25 protein-coding genes, 1 tRNA gene and 1 pseudogene are annotated in these 22,798 nt (G+C 63.5%); 13 read left to right on the top strand and 14 right to left on the bottom strand.

Annotated elements, in window-relative coordinates; all coding sequences use genetic code 11:
• Positions 1–1,198: 1,198 nt before the first annotated feature.
• Positions 1,199–3,649, top strand: coding sequence for a glycoside hydrolase family 15 protein (locus HDG39_RS03595; protein WP_184003326.1), 2,451 nt, complete (start codon positions 1,199–1,201; stop codon positions 3,647–3,649).
• A gap of 353 nt (positions 3,650–4,002) precedes the next feature.
• Here the strand turns inward: HDG39_RS03595 and HDG39_RS03590 are convergent, their stop codons facing one another.
• Positions 4,003–4,488, bottom strand: coding sequence for an NADPH-dependent F420 reductase (locus HDG39_RS03590; protein ID WP_260327547.1), 486 nt, complete (start codon positions 4,486–4,488; stop codon positions 4,003–4,005).
• 158 nt (positions 4,489–4,646) lie between these two features.
• Positions 4,647–5,270 (bottom strand): annotated as a pseudogene (locus tag HDG39_RS03585) (SDR family NAD(P)-dependent oxidoreductase); the annotation flags it as partial.
• A gap of 571 nt (positions 5,271–5,841) precedes the next feature.
• On the opposite strand from HDG39_RS03585, the gene HDG39_RS03580 reads away from it, so the two are divergent.
• Positions 5,842–6,111, top strand: a complete 270-nt coding sequence (locus HDG39_RS03580) for a hypothetical protein (RefSeq protein WP_184003324.1) — start codon at positions 5,842–5,844, stop codon at positions 6,109–6,111.
• A gap of 223 nt (positions 6,112–6,334) precedes the next feature.
• On the opposite strand, the gene HDG39_RS03575 is transcribed toward HDG39_RS03580, so the two are convergent.
• Both HDG39_RS03575 and HDG39_RS03570 read right to left on the bottom strand, forming a co-directional pair.
• Positions 6,335–6,577: a DUF6566 family protein gene (locus HDG39_RS03575; protein ID WP_018418205.1), complete on the bottom strand. Its 243-nt coding sequence runs from the start codon at positions 6,575–6,577 to the stop codon at positions 6,335–6,337.
• Positions 6,578–6,724: 147 nt separating this feature from the next.
• Complete coding sequence (locus HDG39_RS03570) at positions 6,725–6,922, bottom strand: hypothetical protein (RefSeq protein ID WP_018418206.1); 198 nt, start codon at positions 6,920–6,922, stop codon at positions 6,725–6,727.
• A 242-nt stretch (positions 6,923–7,164) separates the two neighbouring features.
• Between HDG39_RS03570 and HDG39_RS34870 the strand changes: the two genes are divergently transcribed.
• The gene (locus HDG39_RS34870; RefSeq protein WP_084753968.1) at positions 7,165–7,425 is read left to right on the top strand and encodes a hypothetical protein; all 261 of its coding nucleotides are present in this window, start codon (positions 7,165–7,167) and stop codon (positions 7,423–7,425) included.
• 35 nt (positions 7,426–7,460) lie between these two features.
• Here the strand turns inward: HDG39_RS34870 and HDG39_RS03560 are convergent, their stop codons facing one another.
• From HDG39_RS03560 to ssuD, 4 genes are all read right to left on the bottom strand, one after another.
• The gene (locus tag HDG39_RS03560) at positions 7,461–7,676 is read right to left on the bottom strand and encodes a TOBE domain-containing protein (RefSeq protein WP_008922916.1); all 216 of its coding nucleotides are present in this window, start codon (positions 7,674–7,676) and stop codon (positions 7,461–7,463) included.
• Between the two features lie 57 nt (positions 7,677–7,733).
• On the bottom strand, positions 7,734–8,753 hold the full coding sequence (locus tag HDG39_RS03555) for an ATP-binding cassette domain-containing protein (RefSeq protein WP_184003320.1): 1,020 nt from the start codon (positions 8,751–8,753) through the stop codon (positions 7,734–7,736).
• Positions 8,754–8,761: 8 nt separating this feature from the next.
• Positions 8,762–9,598 (bottom strand): aliphatic sulfonate ABC transporter permease SsuC, encoded by an 837-nt coding sequence (gene ssuC, locus HDG39_RS03550; protein ID WP_184003318.1) that lies wholly within the window; start codon positions 9,596–9,598, stop codon positions 8,762–8,764.
• A gap of 74 nt (positions 9,599–9,672) precedes the next feature.
• Positions 9,673–10,833 carry an FMNH2-dependent alkanesulfonate monooxygenase gene (gene ssuD, locus HDG39_RS03545; RefSeq protein WP_184003316.1) on the bottom strand — a complete coding sequence of 387 codons (1,161 nt, stop codon included), beginning with the start codon at positions 10,831–10,833 and terminating at the stop codon, positions 9,673–9,675.
• Between the two features lie 536 nt (positions 10,834–11,369).
• Between ssuD and HDG39_RS03540 the strand changes: the two genes are divergently transcribed.
• Complete coding sequence (locus HDG39_RS03540; RefSeq protein ID WP_184003314.1) at positions 11,370–11,795, top strand: hypothetical protein; 426 nt, start codon at positions 11,370–11,372, stop codon at positions 11,793–11,795.
• Positions 11,796–11,859: 64 nt separating this feature from the next.
• Here HDG39_RS03540 and HDG39_RS03535 read toward each other — a convergent pair whose 3' ends face one another.
• Both HDG39_RS03535 and HDG39_RS03530 read right to left on the bottom strand, forming a co-directional pair.
• The gene (locus HDG39_RS03535) at positions 11,860–12,996 is read right to left on the bottom strand and encodes an enoyl-CoA hydratase/isomerase family protein (protein ID WP_184003312.1); all 1,137 of its coding nucleotides are present in this window, start codon (positions 12,994–12,996) and stop codon (positions 11,860–11,862) included.
• Positions 12,997–13,042: 46 nt separating this feature from the next.
• A complete protein-coding gene (locus HDG39_RS03530; protein WP_184003310.1) occupies positions 13,043–13,891 on the bottom strand; it encodes a TetR/AcrR family transcriptional regulator in 849 nt (282 codons plus the stop codon).
• Positions 13,892–14,035: 144 nt separating this feature from the next.
• Here HDG39_RS03530 and HDG39_RS03525 point away from each other — a divergent pair, with 144 nt between their 5' ends.
• On the top strand, positions 14,036–15,010 hold the full coding sequence (locus tag HDG39_RS03525) for an NAD-dependent epimerase/dehydratase family protein (protein WP_184003308.1): 975 nt from the start codon (positions 14,036–14,038) through the stop codon (positions 15,008–15,010).
• 93 nt (positions 15,011–15,103) lie between these two features.
• Here HDG39_RS03525 and HDG39_RS03520 read toward each other — a convergent pair whose 3' ends face one another.
• Positions 15,104–15,388, bottom strand: a complete 285-nt coding sequence (locus HDG39_RS03520; protein WP_013089272.1) for a DUF1488 family protein — start codon at positions 15,386–15,388, stop codon at positions 15,104–15,106.
• A gap of 198 nt (positions 15,389–15,586) precedes the next feature.
• Positions 15,587–15,874, bottom strand: coding sequence for a hypothetical protein (locus HDG39_RS03515; RefSeq protein WP_018418218.1), 288 nt, complete (start codon positions 15,872–15,874; stop codon positions 15,587–15,589).
• A 289-nt stretch (positions 15,875–16,163) separates the two neighbouring features.
• Here HDG39_RS03515 and HDG39_RS03510 point away from each other — a divergent pair, with 289 nt between their 5' ends.
• Together HDG39_RS03510 and HDG39_RS03505 are read left to right on the top strand one after the other, a co-directional pair.
• Positions 16,164–16,355: a hypothetical protein gene (locus HDG39_RS03510; RefSeq protein WP_018418219.1), complete on the top strand. Its 192-nt coding sequence runs from the start codon at positions 16,164–16,166 to the stop codon at positions 16,353–16,355.
• 82 nt (positions 16,356–16,437) lie between these two features.
• Positions 16,438–16,827, top strand: a complete 390-nt coding sequence (locus tag HDG39_RS03505) for a hypothetical protein (protein WP_090805720.1) — start codon at positions 16,438–16,440, stop codon at positions 16,825–16,827.
• A 46-nt stretch (positions 16,828–16,873) separates the two neighbouring features.
• Here the strand turns inward: HDG39_RS03505 and HDG39_RS03500 are convergent, their stop codons facing one another.
• Both HDG39_RS03500 and HDG39_RS03495 read right to left on the bottom strand, forming a co-directional pair.
• Complete coding sequence (locus HDG39_RS03500) at positions 16,874–17,212, bottom strand: DMT family transporter (RefSeq protein ID WP_184003307.1); 339 nt, start codon at positions 17,210–17,212, stop codon at positions 16,874–16,876.
• Between the two features lie 4 nt (positions 17,213–17,216).
• The gene (locus tag HDG39_RS03495; RefSeq protein WP_018418222.1) at positions 17,217–17,714 is read right to left on the bottom strand and encodes a heme-degrading domain-containing protein; all 498 of its coding nucleotides are present in this window, start codon (positions 17,712–17,714) and stop codon (positions 17,217–17,219) included.
• A 223-nt stretch (positions 17,715–17,937) separates the two neighbouring features.
• Between HDG39_RS03495 and HDG39_RS03490 the strand changes: the two genes are divergently transcribed.
• From HDG39_RS03490 to HDG39_RS03465, 6 genes are all read left to right on the top strand, one after another.
• Positions 17,938–18,014: transfer RNA gene (locus tag HDG39_RS03490), tRNA-Met, on the top strand.
• A 360-nt stretch (positions 18,015–18,374) separates the two neighbouring features.
• The gene (locus HDG39_RS03485; RefSeq protein WP_018418223.1) at positions 18,375–18,920 is read left to right on the top strand and encodes an NUDIX hydrolase; all 546 of its coding nucleotides are present in this window, start codon (positions 18,375–18,377) and stop codon (positions 18,918–18,920) included.
• A gap of 9 nt (positions 18,921–18,929) precedes the next feature.
• On the top strand, positions 18,930–19,667 hold the full coding sequence (aat, locus tag HDG39_RS03480; protein ID WP_184003305.1) for a leucyl/phenylalanyl-tRNA--protein transferase: 738 nt from the start codon (positions 18,930–18,932) through the stop codon (positions 19,665–19,667).
• Between the two features lie 102 nt (positions 19,668–19,769).
• Positions 19,770–20,603, top strand: coding sequence for an arginyltransferase (locus HDG39_RS03475; protein WP_184003303.1), 834 nt, complete (start codon positions 19,770–19,772; stop codon positions 20,601–20,603).
• A gap of 126 nt (positions 20,604–20,729) precedes the next feature.
• The gene (locus HDG39_RS03470; RefSeq protein ID WP_184003301.1) at positions 20,730–21,752 is read left to right on the top strand and encodes a quinone-dependent dihydroorotate dehydrogenase; all 1,023 of its coding nucleotides are present in this window, start codon (positions 20,730–20,732) and stop codon (positions 21,750–21,752) included.
• Between the two features lie 107 nt (positions 21,753–21,859).
• Positions 21,860–22,654, top strand: a complete 795-nt coding sequence (locus HDG39_RS03465; RefSeq protein ID WP_184003300.1) for a cystine ABC transporter substrate-binding protein — start codon at positions 21,860–21,862, stop codon at positions 22,652–22,654.
• Positions 22,655–22,798: the final 144 nt, after the last annotated feature.

Here is a 22,798-nt window from a genome sequence, read left to right as displayed (position 1 = left end):
CACAGGGGCGAAGGGATAGGTGTCTGATGACACCCATTCGAGGTGGGATCGGTGTCGCGGATGACACCTACAGTGGCCTGATTCAACGCTATGCGGTTTTGGTGTCGGCGACAAAAGGCTACGTAGGTGGGAATGAATACCCGGCAATAGCGACTAAGACAATGAGCCACTGCCAATGCCATGTAGAAAAGGAACTCATCGTCAAACTCCATAAAAACCAGCGCATGACAGGTGAGTTGAAGACGCGACCGTGGCTTGCACGATAGAACGATTAATCCATTTAGCTTACAACTCAAACAATAACGTCACCTTTATGAGGCGCGGCATGTCGCAATTGCCAACCGCGCGCCAGCTAGATATGTGCCAGTACTCGTCAGACCTAGCTATACTGCATACTCATACAGTAATGCGCACCCCATGTCCCACACCACTATCCGGACGCCGTGCAGACCTGACGCGCGTTTTGGTATCCTGCCAAAAATGATCATTTCATTCACGTAAATATTCGACGGCTCTTTTTTTGCGGGTCGCGAGAAAATATTTCCGGAATTGTTCGAGAAATCCCCAAGGATCTTCCCGAGATATACGGTACCGTTTGCATAGCAATTCCACCACAAACACTTGACGCCAAGGCAATTGATAAAATAGCTCAAGCTTCAACCGGCGGATTCGAAAAACTGGATAATGTCGGAATTCGCGACATAACTGAGGGAGAGTGTTTCGCGCGAATCTCTATTGCGTTATGTTGCTCCGCGAGGAGGCGGGAAAGCAGAACGCTATTTCTGGCGCCAACGCGGCCGACAATCATTCCTTTGGGTCATCGCAATCCACCAAGGCCGCGAGGTCCCCAGTGTCGAAAAAACAGTCCCGCAAGAATCTCTCGTCTGACTCGTCGTCCATTGCTCCTACTGAGCTATTCCTGCGGAATACATAACGCATATATGCCCCCTCCGTGCGCCAGCGTAATCACGCTCACGCGCCGCACGCAAAGAGGACTTCTACATGCATGCGATGGAGGGCACGCCCGCCACGCGTCCCTCTGAACTTGTTAGGACTGTCGCTGATTGGGCGGGCTCACGTGTCCTCTCTATGCACGTCAAAAGCGCTATCCTCGATCTACAACGCGTAGCATGCCCGTTCTTCTGCTCATCACGTGGATTTCTGGATCGAAGCAAAGAGAATAATGGAGTGAGATGCGATGGCATATCTGCTTGAATCGAATCCGGCTCCGAGCGCACCTGGCAATCCGCTGAACTGGAGCCGCGCGGACAAAGACGCCGTCGGAACGGCGTACTCGCTGTCGAGCCAGGTCTGGTACACGACAGCAGGCGGCATCCTCACGGAAATCTACTTCCCGGATGTCGACACCCCTCAGGTACGAGACTTCCAGCTGATCATTACCGACGGGTCGACCTTCTATCACGACGCGCAGAAGGACTTCGACCATCGATGCGAATGGCCGGAGCCGCCCGCCCTATCCTTCCGGCTCACATCCCAGGCGAAAGGGCAGCCCTACACCGTCGTGCAGGACGTGATCGCCGAGAAGGGTTCGGCCTGCGTGCTGGTTCGCACGACACTGCAGGGGGATCAGGATTTCCTTAACAAACTGCACGTCTACGCGTTGTTGGCGCCTCACATGGCGGGATACGGCGCTGGCAACACCGCGCATCGCGTCAGCACCGCAAATGGCGATCGCCTGGTCGCGACGCGCGACCATTACTGGCTGGCGCTGGGCGCCGACTGCGGCTTCGGCACGACGAGTTGCGGCTTCGTGGGAGTGAACGATGGCTGGACCGACATCATCGCAAACAGGCGCTTGCCGGTCTGGAACTACGACGCAGCAAAGGACGGATACGTCGCCGTGACGGCAGAGATCAACCGCGCAGGGCAAAATCAATTCGTTCTCGCACTGGCGTTCTGCGTCGACGAACCGACACCGATTACGCAGAGCACGCCCAACAAGGCGTTGACCGCCGTATCCGAGGCGCTGGCCTACCCCTTCGACGGACCCGCCGACCCATACAGCCACAAGCAAGCGTTCAACCAGGGCTGGAACGACGCTGTTCGTGACCCGTTCGAGCCCAAGGCGAACATTACGGGCGATGGCAATGCGCTCTTCAACATGAGCCGCAACGTGTTGCTCGCGCATGAGGACAAGACGGCCGACGGCGCACTGGTGGCTTCATTGAGCATCCCGTGGGGACAGACGATGCGGGACCTCGCTGCCGGCTACCACATGGTCTGGCCGCGTGACATGTGCCAAAGCGCACTCGCGCTGCTGGCCTCGGGTGCGCAGGATGCGCCGCTGCGTGGACTGATGTTTCTCGCGGCATCGCAATTGGCGGATGGCAGCTTTCCGCAAAAGTTTTTCATCGACGGCGAGCCGTGGCCCGGCAATGCCTCGCAGCTTGACGAATATTCCTTTCCAATCATCCTGGCCTACCACTTGAGCGAGGCCGGTCTGCTGCGTCAATTCGATCCCACCGGAATGGTGCTGGCCGCGGCAGGCGCATTGATCAAGAACGGCCCCATGACTCAGCAGGAACGATGGGAAGAACTCGAAGGCTATTCGCCTTCGACACTGGCATCGAACATCGCGGCGCTGGTCTGTGCGGCCGCGAAATGGGCGGACGCCAAAACCGCCCAGTTCCTGCTCGAATACGCGGACTTTCTGGAATCGCATCTCGAGACATGGTGCGTCACCACGCAAGGCACACTGGTTCCAGACATTGCGCAGCACTACATTCGAATCTTGCCGACGCACATCAATGGCGTCTTCGATTTTCCAGAAGATCCAAACACCGCCAAGGTAAGCGTCTGGAGGAACGAGTACGACGCAAACACCATCGTAGACGCAGGCTTTCTCGAGCTGGTGCGCTATGGCATTCGCGCCGCGAATGATCCGATCATCGTCAACTCGATCAAGGTAGTCGATGCAGTAATCAGAAAAAATCTGCCACAGGGACTGGGCTTTTATCGATACAACCATGACGGTTACGGCCAGGGCAATCTCGGTGAGGACTGGTACGACGGCTCTTCCTTCGGGGTTGGGCGCCCCTGGCCGCTGCTTGCTGGCGAACGCGGCCATTATGAATTGGCCGCCGGTGGCGATCCTATACCCTACATCCGCGCTCTCGAGGCGTTCGCAGGAACGCGCGGTCTGCTTCCCGAGCAAGTGTGGGATCTGCCCGATCTGCCCAACACGCCCTTCGTGACCGGCGGGCCGACGGGCTCAGCCACGCCGCTCGCGTGGGCCCACGCCGAATACATAAAGCTCGTTCGCTCCGCTTCTGATGGTCACGTCTTCGACCGCCTCGATGTCGTCGCCGGCCGTTATCAGCCTCGGCTTGCCCAGGCCCCGCGCGCCCGCAGCACCATCGAAATCTGGAACTTCAACCGCCCGCTGCCGTCGATTCCTGCCGCCACGACACTTCGGATCCCTTTGGCTGCGCCTTTCCGCCTGCGCTGGTCGATCGACGACTGGGCCTCGTCGGAGGACAGCGAAGCCACCACAACGGCGGTCGGCATCTACTACGTCGACCTGGTCACGCAAGCAGCCCAGGCCGGTTCATCGCTTGCATTCACCTTTTTCTGGACCTTGAGTCAGACGTGGCAAGGGCAGAATTTTTCCGTCGCCCTCCAATCCTAAGCGATGAGTCGACAAAGGCAGACCATTGCTTCTGCCGTGAAGAAACGGGCGACTTCATCTGGCTTGCGATGGGCACCGCGTCGCTCATGTAGTGGGACACCCAGTGGGGAAAGGCGAATGGTCATCCCTCGCAATTTGACCGTTTGAATACCGCTGTCGTTGGGTCGATTGGCGCGCGGCCCCGGGAAAACCTTGACGGACCGCCTCAGGGCGTGAAGCCGTTACTCGGATCGCGACGTCGGCGACGACCGCTTTCCAGTTCCGAACGGACATCCGTCCGCACCACGTCTGTCGTACGGGCGCTAGCGGCCATCAGGCACTCGCCCAGAAGCACCAACTGAATCTCGGTCAGATCACCAGCACGCGTTTAGCGATGCGCGTGGCCGCCGTGACTTTGTCGTGACGCGCCGCCATTTAAACTTAACGAGATCCTTGAAGATCAACTGAGCCCAGGCATTCCCCCTGGCCTGGACGAGCGAGCCGCCATCCTTGAGCGGTCCTAGCGCAATCGGCGCGAAACCGTGGTATTCGGCCAAAGCTGCGACTGGTGCCACCGCATTGTCGTCATCGCTCGACAAAAACACGACGCGGTTGCCGCCGTTCACGTTCGGATCAGCAGCCAGAACGGCAGCGGGCAGATGGTTAAAGCCCTTGACGACCCTGGCGCCGGTAAACGCTTTGGCGACAACTGCGGACGACGGCTGACCTTGCAGGTCTTCAATGGGAACTCCGAAAACATTGGTCGTGTCGATGATCGTCTTGTCCTGCCAGGTTGTGATCCCGCTGCGCGCGATGCGCCACGCGAGCCACAGTAGACACGCGGAACCGAGCGCCCTCATCGCCGTTTGCAGCGAGGGCAGCGCGAGCAGCCATGACAATACTCCGCCTGACAATCACTGAAATTAATCCCCTTTATTGATGGGGATTCCATATTTATCGATACAAACCGGATCATCTTCGTCAAGTTGCAGCCCCCTGCACGCCTTTCGGCGCGATTTCAGATGGCCGAGAAGCCGCCGTCAACAGACAACTCAACCCCATTCACAAAGCTCGAATCATCTGAAGCAAGAAACAGCGCGGCCGCCGCAATTTCCTCAGGACGACCCATCTTTCCCCGCGAGATCAGGGATTCGAACATCCGCTTCGCCTCCTCGTCGAGAACCTGGTCCTGCATCGGTGTGGCGATCGGCCCCGGACTCAGCACGTTCACCCGGATATTTCTGCCCTTCAGTTCGTTGAGCCAAGTACGTGCAAATGAGGGCAACGCCGCCTTGCTCGCCGAATACACGCCGAAACCAGGAAAACCTTTCACTGAAGCAACTGACCCGGTCATGAAGATCGATCCGCCATCGTTGAACAACGGCAACGCCTTCTGAACCGTAAACAGCGTGCCGCGCGTATTCAGGCCGAATTCCGCATCGAAGTGCTGCTCGGTAATCTCGCCCAGTGGGACGGCTTTGCCCGTGCCAGCGCTCGCGTACAGGATGTCGATCTTGCCCTTTTCCCGCCAGACTGTATCGAACAGGCGGTCGAGGTCGTCGAGATTGGCCTCGTCGAGCGCCTGCTGCCTCCGGCCCGTGATGAAAACATAGGCGCCTTCTTCAACGAACCGCTTGGCGCTCGGCCCGTGGCGCGAATGAGGGTTGGTCGACGAGCCAGCCGAGCGCCGACATCAGGGCGAACAAAAAACGGTCGAGCAACGATGTCGAGAAGGAAACGTAACGGAGTGCAACGAATCGTTGCAGTGCGTCGGATGGCGTCCGCTTTGCCCATTGTTCGTGCCGTGTAGGCACTGTGTAGGCATCCTGTCGCCGTGGGTTCGAGTCCATTAGCCACCCCAAGGAATTCAAGCGAACGGCGTTGTGAGCAATCACAACGCCGTTTTTGTCTTGCTGACGGGCCTTCTGCGTTTTCCACGATGTATGTGCGGTTTTCCACCCCGCATCGCCCCTTCCCCGCGTTCTCCCGCCTCTCAAAAACCGCTTGGCCAACAGGGCCGGATCACCGGTTCGCCTTGCGGCGCGCACGTCTGAACGATTGTTTCTTCCGCGGGAATAGTAATTTCAGATTATGGGCACAAATTTTCGATAGTAGGGGTATACACTGCATTCCATCGACGTTGCAGACACCTGGTTCACTGGCTCCTGCAACATCTTCCTGAAATGCAGTCGAAACGTTATCGGAGTCCTACCATGAAGACCAAGTTTATCGCCGCCCTGCTGATTGCCGCTTCTGCCTCGATCGCCGCTCCCGCTTTCGCCAGCGGCTATGGTCCGGCACCGTACTACCGTCCGTCGGTTGGCGCGCCGGCTTCGCAACAAGGCCAGAACGCGCAGACCGTCGCTGCTGAACGTGCCAACGCGCAATCGAATGCATACGGTGGCGTGAATAGCGTGTCGACGCAATCGGGCACGCGCAGCGAACCCACGTCGGGTCCGCAATCGGTGTTCTTCGGCCACTAAGCCGCCAGCAGTACCGTCAGATCCGCTGCCTCTGAGGCAGCGATCAAACTGGGCGCCGCGCATGCAGTATCGATGCCGGCGCCCAGTTGCATTCACGGCAGCCGTGGTAGCCGGTACGTTGCCCGGGTAGCCTTCGGTTTGCAACCGTCGTCTCGTGCGCCTGCCGCTTCCTTGCCTCATCCGTACACGGCGTCCCTTGCCGTCGCGATGCGGCTATCCGCGTCTAACTCGCCAGCCCCGCATCGATCAACTCGCGCGCCGCTCGAAAAGCCGCCTCGGCGGCCGCATGCTCGGTGGACCACAAGCTATCGATATGCACGAGCTGCCAGTCGACCACCGTCGAATCGTCGCGCAGCACCCGGAAATGCGCCTTGACGCCGGTCAGCACCTGTTCGACTGCCACCTCGATGTCGTAGTCGCCATAGCGCGCCTGATAGTCGCCCATGTCGACGCCCTTCGGCTCCATGCTCGTCTCCGTGGTTTCGCTGATCGCGGGTAGGCGGACGCGCGACTCCAGCTGGCGTCGCGCTGGCCAATCACCTGCTCGCGACTCACCCGCGACGCCCCGCCTCGCTCTTCACACCGGCCGTGCGGCCGGCCGCCGATCAGCGGATCAGTTGCAATCGCCGGAAAGATACTGCCGGCCGTTGCAGTTGATTTCGACCCCACCGCCGCCCGCTTTGGCAACCAGGTCGCATGCCAGCAACTCCGCCGCAACGGACTGCGCGACTTCGGGCGCCGTCTGTCCGACGCCGACGTCGTTCAGACGCCGCAACGCTTCGACCGCTTCAGGACTCAAGGACTTCGACATGGCCGTCTCCGTCGGAATGCTCAATTCATCGTAGCAAGTTTCATCGGCGGATGCAGGTGTGCGCGCCTGACGAGCCCGCTCCCCGGAGCGTCGAGCCTAGCAATTGGCGTCTGAAACCGACCTGAACCGTTAGGAGCACGCCTCAACGCGCCAGCAGCGGCCCCGGAACGCGGCCTGCTACTAGCTAATCGTGCACACGGCCGCGCGTCTTCAGACGGCGCGCGACATCGAAGGAGAACGACATGAAACGAGGCAATTGGGCCACGTTGACCGCCACCGCCGCCACGCTGGCGGCGCTCTTCGCGAGCGGCGCGAGCGCCGTCGCGCAGACGGCGCCCAGCGCGCCGCCGGACAGCCATGCGCCGATGGCCAAACCACCCGAGGCGGCCTCGGGCGCCGGCGGTTCGAGCAACCCGGACAACATGCCGATCAAGCGACCGGAGAAGCCAACCAACGACCACATGTCGCACGAGCCGCCCGCAAGCGGCGCAAACGCGAAATAGCCGTTGCGCACGCCGCTCGCATTGGCGGAGCGTCATCAAAGCCGCGCGATCGACACCTCGGTCGACTTCACGAGCGCGACCACCTCCGAGCCGACTTTCAGTTCGAGTTCGTCGACCGAGCGCGTCGTGATCACCGACGTGACGATGCCGAACGGCGTCTCTACGTCGACCTCGGACACCACCGAGCCGCGGATGATCTCCTTGACCTTGCCTTTGAACTGATTGCGCACGTTGATGGCGGAAATGCTCATTTCAGATAACTCCACAGAAGCAGTTGATAGCGGATCGGATCGATTTGCCAGGAAAACTCAGACTGCCCAGCGCACTTCGGTCGGCCGCTTGAGACGGCCGGGTTCGGGCAAGCCATACGGGTCATAGGGCTGATACGCGCGATGCGCCAAGGTGTCGTCGTTCGGCGCGTTTCTCAGCACGCGCTGCAGCACGTGGTCTTCGAGTGCGGCGAAGCCCGCCGACGCCCGAGCGCGCGGACGTGCGAGCGCGACCGGCTGATCGAGCGCGATGCGGCCTTCCTCGATCAGCAGAATCCGGTCGCCGAGCGCGACGGCTTCGTGCACGTCGTGCGTGACGAGCAGCGCGGTGAAGCGATGCTCGCGCCATAGCCTTTCGATCAGCGTGTGCATTTCGATGCGCGTCAACGCATCGAGCGCGCCGAGCGGCTCGTCGAGCAGCAGCAATTGCGGACGATGCACGAGCGCCCGCGCGAGCGCGACGCGCTGCCGCTGACCGCCCGATAGTTGCGCGGGCCAGTCGTTTGCGCGTTCGAGCAGGCCGACTTCGGCGAGCACCGCGCGCGCATCGTCGCGCGCGCCGCGGCCGAGGCCGAGCATCACGTTTTGCAGCACGCTTTTCCACGGCAGCAGACGCGCATCCTGAAACATGATGCGGGTGTCGAGCGGACCGCCGTTCCCGGCGCGCTTTTCGAGCACACCCGAGCTGGCTTCTTCGAGACCCGCGACTAGCCGCAGCAAGGTCGACTTGCCGCAACCGCTGCGGCCGACGATCGCGACGAAGCTGCCCCGCTCGATCGACAGATCGAAGCCCGACAGCACCTCGCGCTCGCCATAGCGCTTGCCGACGCCGCGCAATTGCACCGCGTAGTCGCTCGCGGGGCGCGCGTCGCTGCGGGCCAGGGCGGTGGCGGGTTGCAAGCCCGGTTGCGAGCCGCAATGCGCCACAGCCGCCCCGTCCCGCTCAACCTGCGCGGTCTCGTTCGCGTCCTGATCCGCGAGCCGCGGCTGCGCGAGTTCGGTCTCGAGATCGCTGCCCGCGATACCGCCGAACGTCGTCGATAGCGTCGTTGCGCTCATGCTTTTTCTCATCGCTGATAGGCCGGATGCCAGCGCAGCGACACGCGCTCGAGGCTCTTCGCGAGCATGTCCGCGAGCTTGCCGAGCGCCGCGTACAGCAGAATGCCGACCACCACCACATCGGTTTGCAGGAATTCGCGCGCGTTCATCGTCATGTAGCCGATGCCCGATTGCGCGGAAATGGTCTCGGCGACGATCAGCGTGACCCACATCAAGCCGAAGGCGAAACGCACGCCGACCAGAATCGACGGCAGCGCACCCGGCAGAATCACGTGCCGGTACAGCGCGAAACCTTTGACGCCATAGCTGCGCGCCATCTCGATCAGGTTCGCGTCGACCGAACGGATGCCGTGAAACGCGTTCACATAGACCGGGAAGAACACGCCGAGCGCGACGAGGAACACCTTCGCTTGTTCCTCGATGCCGAACCAGAGGATCACGAGCGGAATCATCGCGAGCGCGGGAATGTTGCGGATCATCTGTACGGTCGAATCGAGCACGATTTCCGCGGGTTTGAAGAGACCCGTCGCCAGTCCGAGCACGAGACCGATGCCGCCGCCGATCGCGAAGCCCGACACCGCGCGCCAGGCGCTGACCTTCACGTCGGCCCACATTTCGCCGGACTGGATCAGCGACCATGCGGCCTTCACGACCGCGAGCGGCTCCGGCAACACGCGCGTCGACAGCGCACCGCTGCGCGCGGCGATTTCCCACGCAAGCAGGATCGCGATCGGCGCGAGCCACGGCAGCAGGTGCGCGCCGAAACGGCGCAGCGCGGCAGCGCGCGTTGTGGACGCGGGCTGCGGAGTTGCCGCCGTTCCCGCGCTCAAAGTGGTGTCACTCATGTTGGCTTTTCTCCTTGCCTGTCGATCGTCGTGCGCGTGTCGCGCAAGCCGCGCGACCCACGCTATGCGCGCGCTCAACTCGCGCTCGCCGCCTTCGGCCGATAGCTGGTGCCGACGATTTCGCCGAACGGCCCCGACAACGGCCCGTTGGCAACCTTGCTGAAGCGTTGCGGCAGCAGCGGAAACACGAGTTCGGCGAAACGGTAGGATTCCTCGAGATGCGGATAGCCCGACAGGATGAACGTCTCGATGCCGAGCGCCGCGTACTCCTTCATACGCGCGGCCACCTGCTCCGGACTGCCGACCAGCGCGGTACCCGCGCCGCTGCGCACGAGCCCCACGCCCGCCCACAGGTTCGGATAGATCTCGAGCTGCTCGCGCCCGCCGCGCTTGCCGCCGTGCAGCGCGGCCATACGGCGCTGCCCTTCCGAATCCATCTTCGCGAACGAGGCCTGCGCACGCGCGACCGTGTCGTCGTCGAGCTTGCTGATCAGCTTGTCGGCCGCGGCCCACGCTTCCTCCTCGGTCTCGCGCACGATCACGTGCAGACGGATGCCGAAGCGGATCTGCCGGCCGCGCGCCGCGGCGCGTGCGCGAATGTCGGCGATCTTCTTCGCGACCGCTTCGGGCGGCTCGCCCCACGTCAGATAGGTGTCGATGTGCCCGGCCGCGATATCGTGCGCGGCCGCCGACGAGCCGCCGAACCACAGCGGCGGATGCGGGTTTTGCACCGGCGGATATAGCGCCTTGCCGCCCTTCGACCGCAAATGCTTGCCGTCGAAATCGATCGCTTCGTTGCTGTGCGACGCGGCGAGCAGCTTGCGCCAGATATGCAGGAATTCGTCGGTGATTTCGTAGCGCGTGTCGTGATCGACGAACACGCCGTCGCCGGCCAGTTCGGCCGCGTCGCCGCCCGTCACCACGTTGATCAACAGACGCCCGTTCGACAGCCGGTCGAACGTCGCCGCCATACGCGCGGCGAGTCCCGGCGACGACAGCCCCGGGCGAATCGCGACGAGGAACTTCAGCCGCTGCGTCACGGGAATCAGGCTCGACGCGACGACCCAGGCGTCCTCGCACGAGCGGCCGGTCGGCAGCAGCACGCCCTCGTAGCCGAGCGTGTCGGCGGCGACGGCGATCTGCCGGAAGTAGTCGTAGTCGGCTGCGCGTGCGCCTTGGGACGTACCGAGATAGCGGCTGTCGCCGTGAGTCGGAATGAACCAGAACACATTCATGTTGGTGCTCCTGCCTGTTCCTGACGTAATGAAAACGGTGAGCGCGAGCGCCGGCCGCGCGCATCGAGCCGGCAACCGGCAAGGCGCTGCGACGGGTTGAAGAATCGAGAAACGGACGATTGGACTCAGGCCATCGGCAGCTGCGTCAAATCGATGAAGGCTATGTGCCTGGCGGACGACACCGCGAACACGACCGCGCGCGGGCCCTGCGACAACGGAGATTCGGCGTGAGGCTCGACATTGCGACGGCTTTCCTCGACCAATGTGCGCGTGATGCGCTCGATTTATCGGATGACGGCGACACCCGCGCCGTCTGCATGAGGAAACAGTCTATGGAGCGGTCCGCGGCTTTAGAACGATTTTTTTGAGCTTAGGATTTCCGCTTTCGTGATTAGCCCGGTGCTACCGCATACGGTTGTTGCGCTTTATACACGCGGCCCCGGCCGCCCAACCCCGGTCGATATAATGGCGCTCGTTTCCAATCACCCGGTACAGGTCTTGCGATTCGCGTCGCCTGTACGTTGCCGGTGCAATGCATGCAAAAAATTATCCTGCCGTTCGTCGCCGGTTTTCTGGCTTCTTTGTTCTTTCGCGAATCGACGCTGGCGCTGATGCACGCCGCCGGCATGATCGACCCCAGCGGTTTTTCGACCGCGCCGTTTTTGCCGCTCGGCCTGCCTGAGTTCATCGCGAACGCAATCTGGAGTGCATGTTGGGCCGTGCTGATGGCCTGGCTGCTGCGCGTCGCGCCGCATCGGCGCGCGCCGTGGGTACCCGCGTTCGTGTTCGGCGGCATCGTGCTGACGGCGGCGAGCGTGTTCGTCGTCGATCCGCTGCGCGGCATCTGGCCGAGCGGCAACATGCTGCCGCGCCTCGCGGTGGGCTTCACGGCGAACGCGATGTGGGGCTGGGGTGCGCTCGTGTTCATGCGCGCGTTCATGGCGAGCGAGGAAGAGGAATAAGCGCGGCGAACATGAATTCGCGCAACGCGTAGATTCGCGCGGGCGGGTTCGTGAGGCCGCGCGTTCACCCGCGCAAAGCGCCCAGCGGGTGCTCGTTCGCGGGCCACGGGCTGTCGAACATCTGCTCCACATCGGCCCGGTTGACGTCCTCGATGCGCGCGAAACGCCAGCGCGGCGCGTTGTCCTTATCGATGATGCGTGCGCGAATGCCTTCCACCGTATCGCCGCGCTGAAAGCTCGAGCGCGTCAGATCGAGATCAGTGCGCAGCACGTCGCCCATCGACCCTTCCGCGCGTGTGACAACTTCGAGCGAGACCGCCATCGACAGCGGCGAGCGCTCGCGCAGCACCGCGATCGTCTGCTCGGCCCACTCCGCCGCGTCGCCACCTCGCTCGCGTTCCTGGTTGAGCGACTTGAGTATCCGCGCGACGTCGGGCAGCGCGAAATGCCGGTCGATCAATGTCCGCGCCTTCGCGAGCGCGCTCTCCTCGGGCCGCGGCGCGACCTGATACGCGAGCGTCTCGCGCTTGACGCACGCAACCACATCAGCACCGCGCTCGAATGGTTCGCGGCTCAATCTATCGACGAGCGCGGGCAACGCCGCGTCGTCGATGTAGGCATCGGCGAGGCCCGCGTACAGCGCGTCGGCCGCGCCGATCGTCTCGCCGGTCACCGCCAGATAGCGGCCGATCGCACCGGGCGTGCGCGCGAGAAACCAGCTCGCGCCGACATCCGGAAAGAGGCCGATACGGGTTTCGGGCATCGCCATCTTCGTCGATTGCGTGACGACGCGCAGGCCGCCGGTGCGATGTGCGCCCTGCGAAATGCCCATGCCGCCACCCATCACGATGCCGTTCATCAACGCGATATACGGCTTCGGATACACGAAGATCGCGTGATTGAGCCGGTATTCCTCGCTGAAGAATGTATCGCGCGCCTCCTGGTCGCCGGTTTGCGCCGCTTCGTACATGTAGCGGATGTCGCCGCCCGCGCAGAACGCGCGCTCGTGCCGGCTGCGCACGACGACGGCCAGCACCTCGGGGTCCTTGCGCCACTGGTCGAGCGCCGCGTGGATCGCGCGGATCATGCCGGTCGACAGCGCGTTCAGCGCTTTCGGCCGCTCCAGTTCGATGAGACCGATGCGGTTGGCTACGTGGGTCGCGATTTCGTCGCTAGTGGCGGGCAAGGCGGACGTGGACATGGAGAACTGGGCGCGGCGGCGCGGCATGAGGTGGAACTGAACGTTATCACGGGCCTGCCGCTTTGCGTTTGATGGGGCGCTCCGGGGCCGGGTCCGTGGAGCCGGCCGACCTGGCGTGGCGCCGTGCGACGGTTTTTTTGCCGCGGACTGCGGCGCTGTTAGATGCGCCCGCCGCCACGGCCTGCGGCACACCGAGCCATGCGTCGAGCGTCACGCCGACGAGCGTCTCGAGCGGCACGCTCGGAAACACAGGGCACGTGAGATTCAGCGCGACGATGCCATGCAGACTCGCCCACAACGCCTCGGCCCAGACGGCCGGCTCCATCGATGCGACCGACGCCGACAGACGCCCCGCTGCTCGCAACTCGTCGAGCGCGTCGATCATGATGCGCAGCGCGGCGTCGCCGGGGTCGTCGTCGGCAACGCCGCCGGCGGCGTTGCCCGGGGAGGCGGTTGAACCACCGGTCCCGGCGTTCGCGCTTGTGTCGCCCGTGTTGCCGTCGTGTTTGCCAGTGCCCACCCCGCCACCGAGCGCCGCGCCGGTATAGCTCGGGTCCTCCATGAAAATCAGCCGGTACGTTTCAGGATGCTCGACGCCAAACGCGACGTACGCGCGCCCGAGCGCCTTCAGCCGTTCGGCGGGATCCGCGATCTGCACGAGCGGCACGAAGGTCGCGAGCAACTGCGCGTAGCCTTCGGCGCACAAGGCCCGCGCGATGTCGTCGCGACTCGCGAAATGCAGATACAACGTGGCGGGCGAATATTCGATCGCGTCAGCGATCTTGCGCATCGACAGCGCGGCAAAGCCCTCGCCGACGACGATGCGCCGCGCGGCATCGAGGATGCGTTCGCGCAGTGCCTGCTTCTGGCGGTTTTTTCGTTCGGTGATTCCCATGACTCGCAATTTTCAGATTGACAAACTGAAAAGTCAATTTAAACTTAACATCGTTTACTGAACGATGTTAAGTAAATGTTCGTCTGTCAAATCGAGCAGCCAAAAGTGCGCGACGATGTCGCGCCGCCATCTGAGGGAGTCGTCATGCAAGCCACGGGAAAGGTCGGTTTATTCGGTGCAGCGGGCGCTGCGGGTCAAAGCATCGCGACGGCGCTTGGCGCGGCGGGCCGCGATTACCGTGTGGTCGGCCGCTCGCGCGAGGTATTGCAACGGACTTTCGGTGACGACCCGCACGCGGAGATCGTCACCTGGAACCCCGACGACCCCGCATCGATCCGCGCCGCGGCCGCCGGTCTGCAGAGCGTGGTCTACCTCGTCGGCGTGCCCTACGATCAGTTCGCGCAGCACCCGCCGTTGATGGAGAAAACGCTGGCTGGCGTGACGGCCGCCGGTGTCGAGCGCTTCATTCTGATCGGCACCGTGTATCCGTACGGCCGCGCGCGCGGCAACCCGGTCCGAGAAGATCATCCGCGCGAGCCGCACACGTTCAAGGGCCGCATGCGGCTCGAACAGGAAAAGCTCGTGCTGGCCGCGCATGGCCAGCAAGGTCTCGAAACGCTGGTATTGCGACTGCCCGATTTCTACGGACCGGGGGTCGAGCGCAGCCTGTTGCACGGTGTCTTCGTTGGCGCCGCTAGCGGCAAGCGCGCGCAGGTGCTCGGTCCCGTCGACGTACCGCACGAATTCATCTATCTGCCGGATGTCGGTCCCGTGGTCGAACGACTCACGCGCACGCCCGAAGCCTACGGCCGCTGGTGGCATCTCGCGGGCGCCGGCACGATCACGCAGCGCGAGGTGGCTCGCGAGGCCTACGCGCTCGCGGGCTCCGGGCCGAAGCTGATGGTGGCCGGCAAGGGCATGCTGCGCGTGCTCGGGCTATTCAATCCGCTGATGCGCGAGTTGGTCGAGATGAACTATCTGATGACCGAGCCGGTCGTGCTCGATGATTCGGCGCTGGCGACGTTGATCGGGACGCTCAGGAAGACGCCATATCAGGAAGGGATCAGGCGGTGTTTCGAAGCGGCACGCGAGGTAGTGCCGGCACGCGACATGAATTAGCGGCAAGGCGTTGGCGATGCGTAGGTGAAGTGAAAACCACAGAGATGGACCTGCACCCGGCCTCTGGCGCCGACGGTCCGTCGGCAGGTCCGCTTAGCCTGCCATCTGCCCCGGCGGAAAGTGGCCACTCTTGAGCAGCACGGGTGTGCCGTTACTGATCTGCAGATGCTCACGCGCAACGGCCTCGATGCGCGGCCGGCCCGCATCGAACGCGCGCAGCCAGCCGTCGAGGTCCTCGCTGTAAGCGCCGAAATGATCCTCGAGCGCTTCCACCGAGATCGCGCACGGCACCGGCTCACCGTCCACCAGCGCGGAAAACACGACGGTCAGGTTGGAGTCGCGGTAAGCAGGCGCGTCTTCGGGAAAACGGATCTCCATGGTCGCCTCGTCAGAAGTTGGCGGCGGGAACGTAGCTCGCGCGGAAGGCCGCTGCACGCCGCCGATCCTCGCAAGTCCCGCTATGGTAACCGCGCCGCCGGATCACGGTCCAGCGCGCGCGGGCGCCTGATTCAGGGCATTGCGCGCTGCCTTGGCGAACCCATCGGCGGGCCCTTTGCACGGAAATCGCCGACACGCTCACTGCCCATCCAGCAATCGGTCGACATACTCGCGGGCCGCCCGTTCGACGAACGCGAGCGCCTCTTCTTCACTGTCGAAGCGTTGCCGGTCGCCGAGCTCGAGCAGCGTTTCCATCCGGTGCGGATCGTCCGGGCCGAGCTCGGCGAGGCTGACCGTGCCGACGTAAGTACCGTCCGCTTTGGTGTGCGCATCGCCCGACGTGCTCGACGTGCTGCCCCCTGGCACGAGGCGCGCGGCGGCGCTGATGTAATAGCCGCGATAAGGGCCACTGACCCGTTCAGCCATCTTCGTCCTCCTGTTGCGGTTGCAGAGCTGGCGCCAGTCGCAACGGCGCCGCCCTGATGCTTCAGCATGCGGCGCGCCGCTGCACTGGGTGTTTTCGGGCGGCCCGTCCCATAACGATAAGGCGCGTTGCAGCGCGATAAGTTCTGCTCGCGAGACACGCCCCCGCGCCGCACCAAAAAAGCCGCGCCGCACTTCAGCCGCGCGTGCTGGTCGAACGGTCCGTATCGGCATGCTCCATGCTGTCACACGGTAGCTGTTACGACGCCATTTCGAGGCCAGCGAGCGCAATATGGGAAAATATTTTCTGCAGGATCAAGAACTGCCCGAGCCGGATGCGGCGAACCGCTGGTTCGAGTACGCCGAAAGTCACGGCATCGACATCCCGAAAGCGATCGGCATCTGGGAAGACGCAGCCACTGAAGAAGGCGTGGAAGCCCGGCGGCTCGTCAACGCGGCGGGCATCACCGTCGAAACGACCTGAGCCGTGGCGCACGCCCTCGCGCTCCACAGCGGCCGACCCGGCCCGGCAGACCCCCTCTATCTGAATGAAAGGACACAATACGATGCAATTCACGACGCAACCGCGACGCGCCGGCCGATTCCACCGCCTCCGATCCAGCGCCGCGCTTGCCCTCGTGCGTCGCGCCTCGCTGTCGGCCGCCTTGCCCGCCGCGCTGCTGCTCGCCGCGGGACTGGGCGGCTGCGCGTCGTCGAACACGACCACGCTGATCAATCTGCCGAACGGCCAGACCGGCTTCGCGGTCAACTGCAGCGGCGCCGACGCCGGCTCGAGTTGGGCCTCGTGCTACGTGCAAGCGGGTAAGGCCTGCGGCGCGACCGGCTACGACATCGTGTCGAAGGATAACGACGAAGGCGGCACCGCCGGCGGCAGCGTCACGAACGTGGCGTCGGCGAACGTGAAGGGCCGCTCGATGATCGTGCGCTGCAAGTAAGCCGATTTACGTGCCTGGCGGCAATCGCGGCGGTTGGCGCGGGCGCTCAATGCGCCTGCATCTTCGAGAAGAGATTCAACACCGCGACGCCAGCGACGATCAATCCCAGCCCGATGATCGCCGGCACGTCGGGTATCTGCCGGTACAGCACTAGCGCGACCAGCGTGATCAGCACGATGCCCGCGCCGGACCAGATCGCGTAGACGATGCCAACTGGAATGCTTCGGAGCGTCAACGACAGGCAATAGAACGCGATGCCGTAGCCGAGCACGACGACCATCGACGGCAGCAGGCGTGAAAAGCCGTCCGAGGCCCGCATCGCGGAAGTCGCGATCACTTCGGCGACGATCGCGATCGCGAGCAGCGCATACGAGGGTACGCGCATCGCGTCAGCTTTTCGCGAGCGCGAGCTTGCCGTAGTCGTGACCGAGATGCGCGCACAGCGCTTCGACCACGAGTTCATGATCGGCGCGCTGCGGCAGACCGGACACCGTGATCGAACCGATCACGCCCGCCCCTTCCACCGCCAGCGGAAACGCGCCGCCGTGCGATGCGTACTCGGTGGCCGGCAGTCCGTGCTTGTCGGCGAGCGTCGCGCCCGCGAGCTGCATTTTCAGACCGATCGCGTACGAGCTACGACGAAATTGCGCGACGGTGTTGCCCTTGCGGCGCGCCCAGTCGACGTTGTCGGGCGTCGCGCCGTCGAGCAGGCTGAAGAACAGCGGCTGGCCGAACGTGCGCACGTCGATCGCAGCGGCAATGCCGCGCGCTTTCGCGACTTCGTGCAGATACGCGCCGACTTGCCACGCGCGGTCGGCATCGAAGCGGGGAAACACGAGTGTTTTTTCCTGAATGGCGATGACCTGCAGGTCGTGAGCGATATCCATGGGGTTCAGAACGGGTCGGAGGATCAGAGTCAAAGAGGCCGCCGTCGTGAAGATCCGGCGAGCCGCGTGGAGAATCTGAATTCTAGCGCAGCGTCCGCGCACGGCTTTCCAGAGCCTTTCCGATAGGCGACGTCGCGCGCTCAGAGCGACGCGCAATGAAGCCAATTCTTACATGGCTATTGCGCTGACCATCTGGCTGGTCTATAATCTTTTCTTCGACGGACGCGGGGTGGAGCAGTCTGGCAGCTCGTCGGGCTCATAACCCGAAGGTCGTAGGTTCAAATCCTACCCCCGCAACCAACCGAAATCATTGAAGGGTTACAACGCATTGGCGTGTAACCCTTTTTTGTTTTTGTGGCCTTGGTCTGACAATCCCCTTGACCGCTCCACCCTCAGGCGAAAAAAAGCGCGTCAACTGAATGACGCGCCAAGCTACGAGGCAATGTACAAGAGAGAAAAGATGACTGCGGTGGACGCGCTGGCCTCCATCGCAACCATCAGGACTGATGCTATCAGTGCATCCAAAAATCGACTGTCAATCAATGTCAGACGCGACGGCGCTCGCCGCCTTGGACGTCGTCTCGCGCAGCCCCTGTCGGCGCCTCAGTAATCCCCCGCCCCGGTGATAAACTCCTATCACCCTTTCTCGTCCCCTTTCCAATGAAATTCTGTTCTGTCTGCGGCCACGGCGTCAGTCTGAGCATTCCGCCGGGCGACAATCGCGAGCGCTTCGTATGCGGCAGCTGCGGCACCGTGCATTATCAGAATCCGCGTAACGTGGTCGGCACCGTTCCCGTGTGGGACGACAAGGTGCTGCTGTGCCGTCGCGCGATCGAGCCGCGCTACGGTTACTGGACACTGCCCGCCGGCTTCATGGAAATGGGAGAAACGACGGCCGAAGCCGCCTCGCGCGAAACGCTCGAGGAAGCCGGCGCCCGCGTCGAGGTGCAGAACCTGTTTTCGCTGCTGAATGTGCCGCACGTGCATCAGGTGCATCTGTTCTACATGGCGCGGCTGCTCGATCTCGACGTCGTCGCCGGCGAGGAAAGCCTCGAAGTGAAGCTGTTCGACGAGCACGAGATTCCGTGGGACGAGATCGCGTTTCCGACCGTCGGCCAGACGCTGCGCTTTTTTTTCGCCGACCGCGCGGCCGGCAGTTTCGGCCTGCATACCGGCGACATCTTCCGCTCCCTGCGCGAAGGCTGAGCGGCGCGCATGGTTCCCTGGCTCGGAGCTGACGACCCGTTTCCGCCCGTCGAGCGCGCGCTCGGCGCCGCGAGCGGCGCGCCCGGTCTGCTGGCGGCAAGCGGCGATCTGCTGCCGTCGCGCCTCATCGACGCGTATCGGCGCGGCATTTTCCCGTGGTATTCGGACGGCCAGCCGGTGTTGTGGTGGAGCCCCGATCCGCGCATGATCCTGCGCCCCGCCGAGTTCAAGGTGTCGCCATCGCTGCGCAAGACGCTCAAGCGCGTGTTGCGCGAAGACGCGTGGGAAATCCGCGTCGATCACGATTTCGCCGCCGTGATGCGCGCCTGCGCGCAGGCGCCGCGCCGCGGTCAGCGCGGCACGTGGATCACCGCAGACGTCGTCGAGGCCTATTCGTTGCTGCACCGCCTGGGCGACGCGCACAGCATCGAAACCTGGCTCGGGGGCGAGCGTGTAGCGGGGTTGTATGGCGTGTCGCTCGGGCGGATGTTCTTCGGCGAATCGATGTATACCGATGTCACCGACGGCTCGAAAATGGCGCTGGCCGCGCTGGTCGGCCACTTGCGACGTCACGAAATAGAAATGATAGACTGCCAGCAGAATACGTCGCATCTGGCGTCGCTCGGCGGCCGCGAGATAGCGCGCAAGGCGTTCGTCGCGCATGTTCGCGCGTCTGTCGGCGCACCGGCCATCCCGTGGCGATTCGACAAGACCGCCCTGCTCGATATCCTTGCGCGCACGGTGTAGGAAAAATCAGGCCGAATCCGGGTCCGGCGCCCATCGAATAGTGGCATCAACCGCCATGCGCGCCGGGTTTGCATTACCAGAGACGCTTCGAGAGCTGCCAACGTGACTCATCCCAACGAGCTGCCTCTTTCCCCACTTTCCGCGCTGCAATTTTATGCAACGGCGCCCTATCCCTGCAGTTACCTGGACGGCCGCATCGCGCGCTCGCAGGTCGCCACACCCAGTCACCTGATCAATTCGGACGTCTACACCGACCTCGTCAAGGCGGGCTTCCGGCGCTCGGGCGTGTTCACGTATCGCCCGTATTGCGACGGCTGCCGTGCGTGCGTGCCAGTGCGCGTGCCGGTCGAGCGTTTTCAACCGAACCGCACGCAGCGGCGTGTATGGAGAAAGCACGGCAACCTGATCGCGACCGTCGCGCCGCTGCACTACGACGAGGAGCATTACGCGCTGTATATGCGCTACCAGTCGGCGCGCCACGCGGGCGGCGGCATGGATCGCGACAGCCGCGACCAGTACGAGCAGTTCCTGCTGCAAAGCCGGATCAACTCGCGGCTCGTCGAGTTTCGCGAGCCAGCGCCGCTGTGGCCTGACGGGCTACCTGACACGCGGGGCGCGCTGCGCATGATCAGCATGATCGATATCCTCGGCGACGGGTTGTCGTCGGTGTACACGTTCTTCGAGCCGAGCCTGCCGCACGCGAGCTTCGGCACCTACAACATCTTCTGGCAGATCGAGCAGGCGCGCAGCCTGAAGCTGCCGTACGTGTATCTCGGCTACTGGATTCGCGAAAGCCCGAAAATGGCGTACAAGGCGAATTTCCGCCCGCTCGAAGGCTTGATCGACGGCGCGTGGCGCGTGCTCGATCCGGCCAGCATCGACCTGCCGCCGGTCGATTTCGCGATGCATGGACGACGCGGGCCGCTCAGGCCGTAGTCGAGGCGCCGTCCGCCGAGTCGTTGCCGGGTCCTGCTCGTCGCCGGCAACGCCCCACCGGTCTCATCAAAGCCCAAAGCCGGTAAAATAGCGGGTTCCCATTTTCCGGCCGTCCGGCTTCATCCCGTGCTCAGTTTCCTTTATCCGCTCGTTCGCGCCCAACTCTTTCGCATGGACGCGGAAGACGCTCACCATCTGACTTTGCGCATGCTTGGCGCCGCCGGTCGCACCGGTCTCGCCGGCGCGCTCGGGGCGCGCGTGCCGGATTCGCCGCGCACCGTGATGGGCCTGACGTTCCGAAACGCGGTCGGACTCGCGGCGGGCCTCGACAAAGACGGCGCGTGCATCGACGGTTTGGCGGCGCTCGGCTTCGGCTTCATCGAAGTGGGCACCGTGACGCCGCGCGCGCAGCCGGGCAATCCGCGTCCGCGCATGTTCCGGCTGCCGCAGGCGAACGCGGTGATCAACCGGATGGGCTTTAACAACGCCGGCGTCGACCAGTTCGTGAAGAACGTCCAGGCCGCGCGCTATCGCGGCATCCTCGGTCTTAATATCGGCAAGAACGCCGACACGCCGATCGAGCGCGCCGCTGAAGACTATCTGTACTGCCTCGAGCGCGTGTACCCGTTCGCGAGCTACGTGACGGTCAACATCTCGTCGCCGAATACGAAGAACCTGCGCCAGCTGCAGGGCGCCGACGAACTCGACGCGCTGCTCGCCGCGCTGAAGGACAAGCAGCAAAGACTCGCCGACATGCACGGCAAGCTCGTGCCGCTCGCGCTGAAGATCGCGCCCGACCTCGACGACGAGCAGGTCAAGTCGATCGCCGACACCTTGCTGCGCCACAAATTCGAAGGCGTCATCGCGACCAACACTACGCTGTCGCGCACCGCCGTCGCCGGCATGCAGCATGCTGACGAAGCCGGCGGCCTGTCGGGCAAGCCGGTGTTCGACGCGTCGAACGAGGTGATCCGCAAGCTGCGCGCCGAAGTCGGCGAGGCGGTGCCGATCATCGGCGTCGGCGGCATTTTCTCGGGCGACGATGCGCGCGCGAAGCTCGCGGCCGGCGCGTCGCTGGTGCAGCTTTATACTGGTTTCATCTACCGAGGTCCGGCGCTCGTCGCCGAATGCGCGCAGGCGTTGCGCTAGGCATCCGCGTCGCCGCATATAGACATAAACAAACGGTATTTAGGTTGCGATAGGCTCGTTTGCTATGCTCTGACCGTCAAAACGTCAGACGTACAAAAAGGAACACGATGAAATTTGGCCTGCTGAAAAAGCTCCTCGCCACCGCGCTGATCGGCGCGTCGTTGACCGCCGTTGCCGCGCACGCGGAAGACCTGCTCGACCAGGTCAAGCAGCGCGGCACGCTGCGTATCGGTCTCGAAGGGACCTTCCCGCCGTTCAACTCGAAAGCGCCGTCGGGCGAGCTGGTCGGCTATGACGTCGACATCGCCAAGGCGGTCGCAGCCAAACTCGGCGTGAAGCCCGAGTTCGTCACGACCGAGTGGAGCGGCATCATCGCCGGTCTGCAGGCGGGCAAGTTCGATGTGATCGTCAACCAGGTCGGCATCACCGACGCGCGCAAGCAGACGCTCGACTTCTCGCCGGCGTACACGTACTCGGCGGCGCAACTGATCCAGCGCAAGAACGACACGCGCCAGTTCAGCTCGCTCGAAGACCTGAAGGGCAAGAAGCTCGGCGTCGGTCTCGGCACGAACTACATGGACATGGCGAAGGCAGTGCCGGGCATCGACGTGAAGACCTACCCCGGCGCACCCGAATACCTGCGTGATCTGGCCGCCGGCCGGCTCGACGCGGCGTTGAACGACCGTCTGATGCTCGCGTACCTGCTGAAGAACTCGAACCTGCCGCTGCGCACCGGCGCGAACGTCGGCCCGGGCAACCCGTCGGGCATTCCGTTCAGAAAGGGCAACCCGAAATTCGCGCAGGCGATCGACGACGCGATGACCCAACTCGAAGCGGACGGCACCTTCACGAAGATCTCGGACAAGTGGTTCGGCATCGACGTCAGCAAGCCGATCAAGTAACACGCGTCGAGTCGAACGAAGGGCGGCATCGATCACGGTGCCGCCCTTCGCGCTTTTTGCGGCCCACGCGAGCTGCGGGAGCCGCGGGAGCCAAACCGCGCGCCGCGTATACCCCAAGCCGCATCGCGCGGCCCGCGCCTGAAC

Source organism: Paraburkholderia lebeckiae, from assembly GCF_014201005.1.
GTDB classification, from domain to species: Bacteria; Pseudomonadota; Gammaproteobacteria; order Burkholderiales; family Burkholderiaceae; genus Paraburkholderia; species Paraburkholderia tuberum.
Note: the sequence above shows the minus strand (reverse complement) of the source record. Positions and strands in the feature narration are given on the sequence as shown.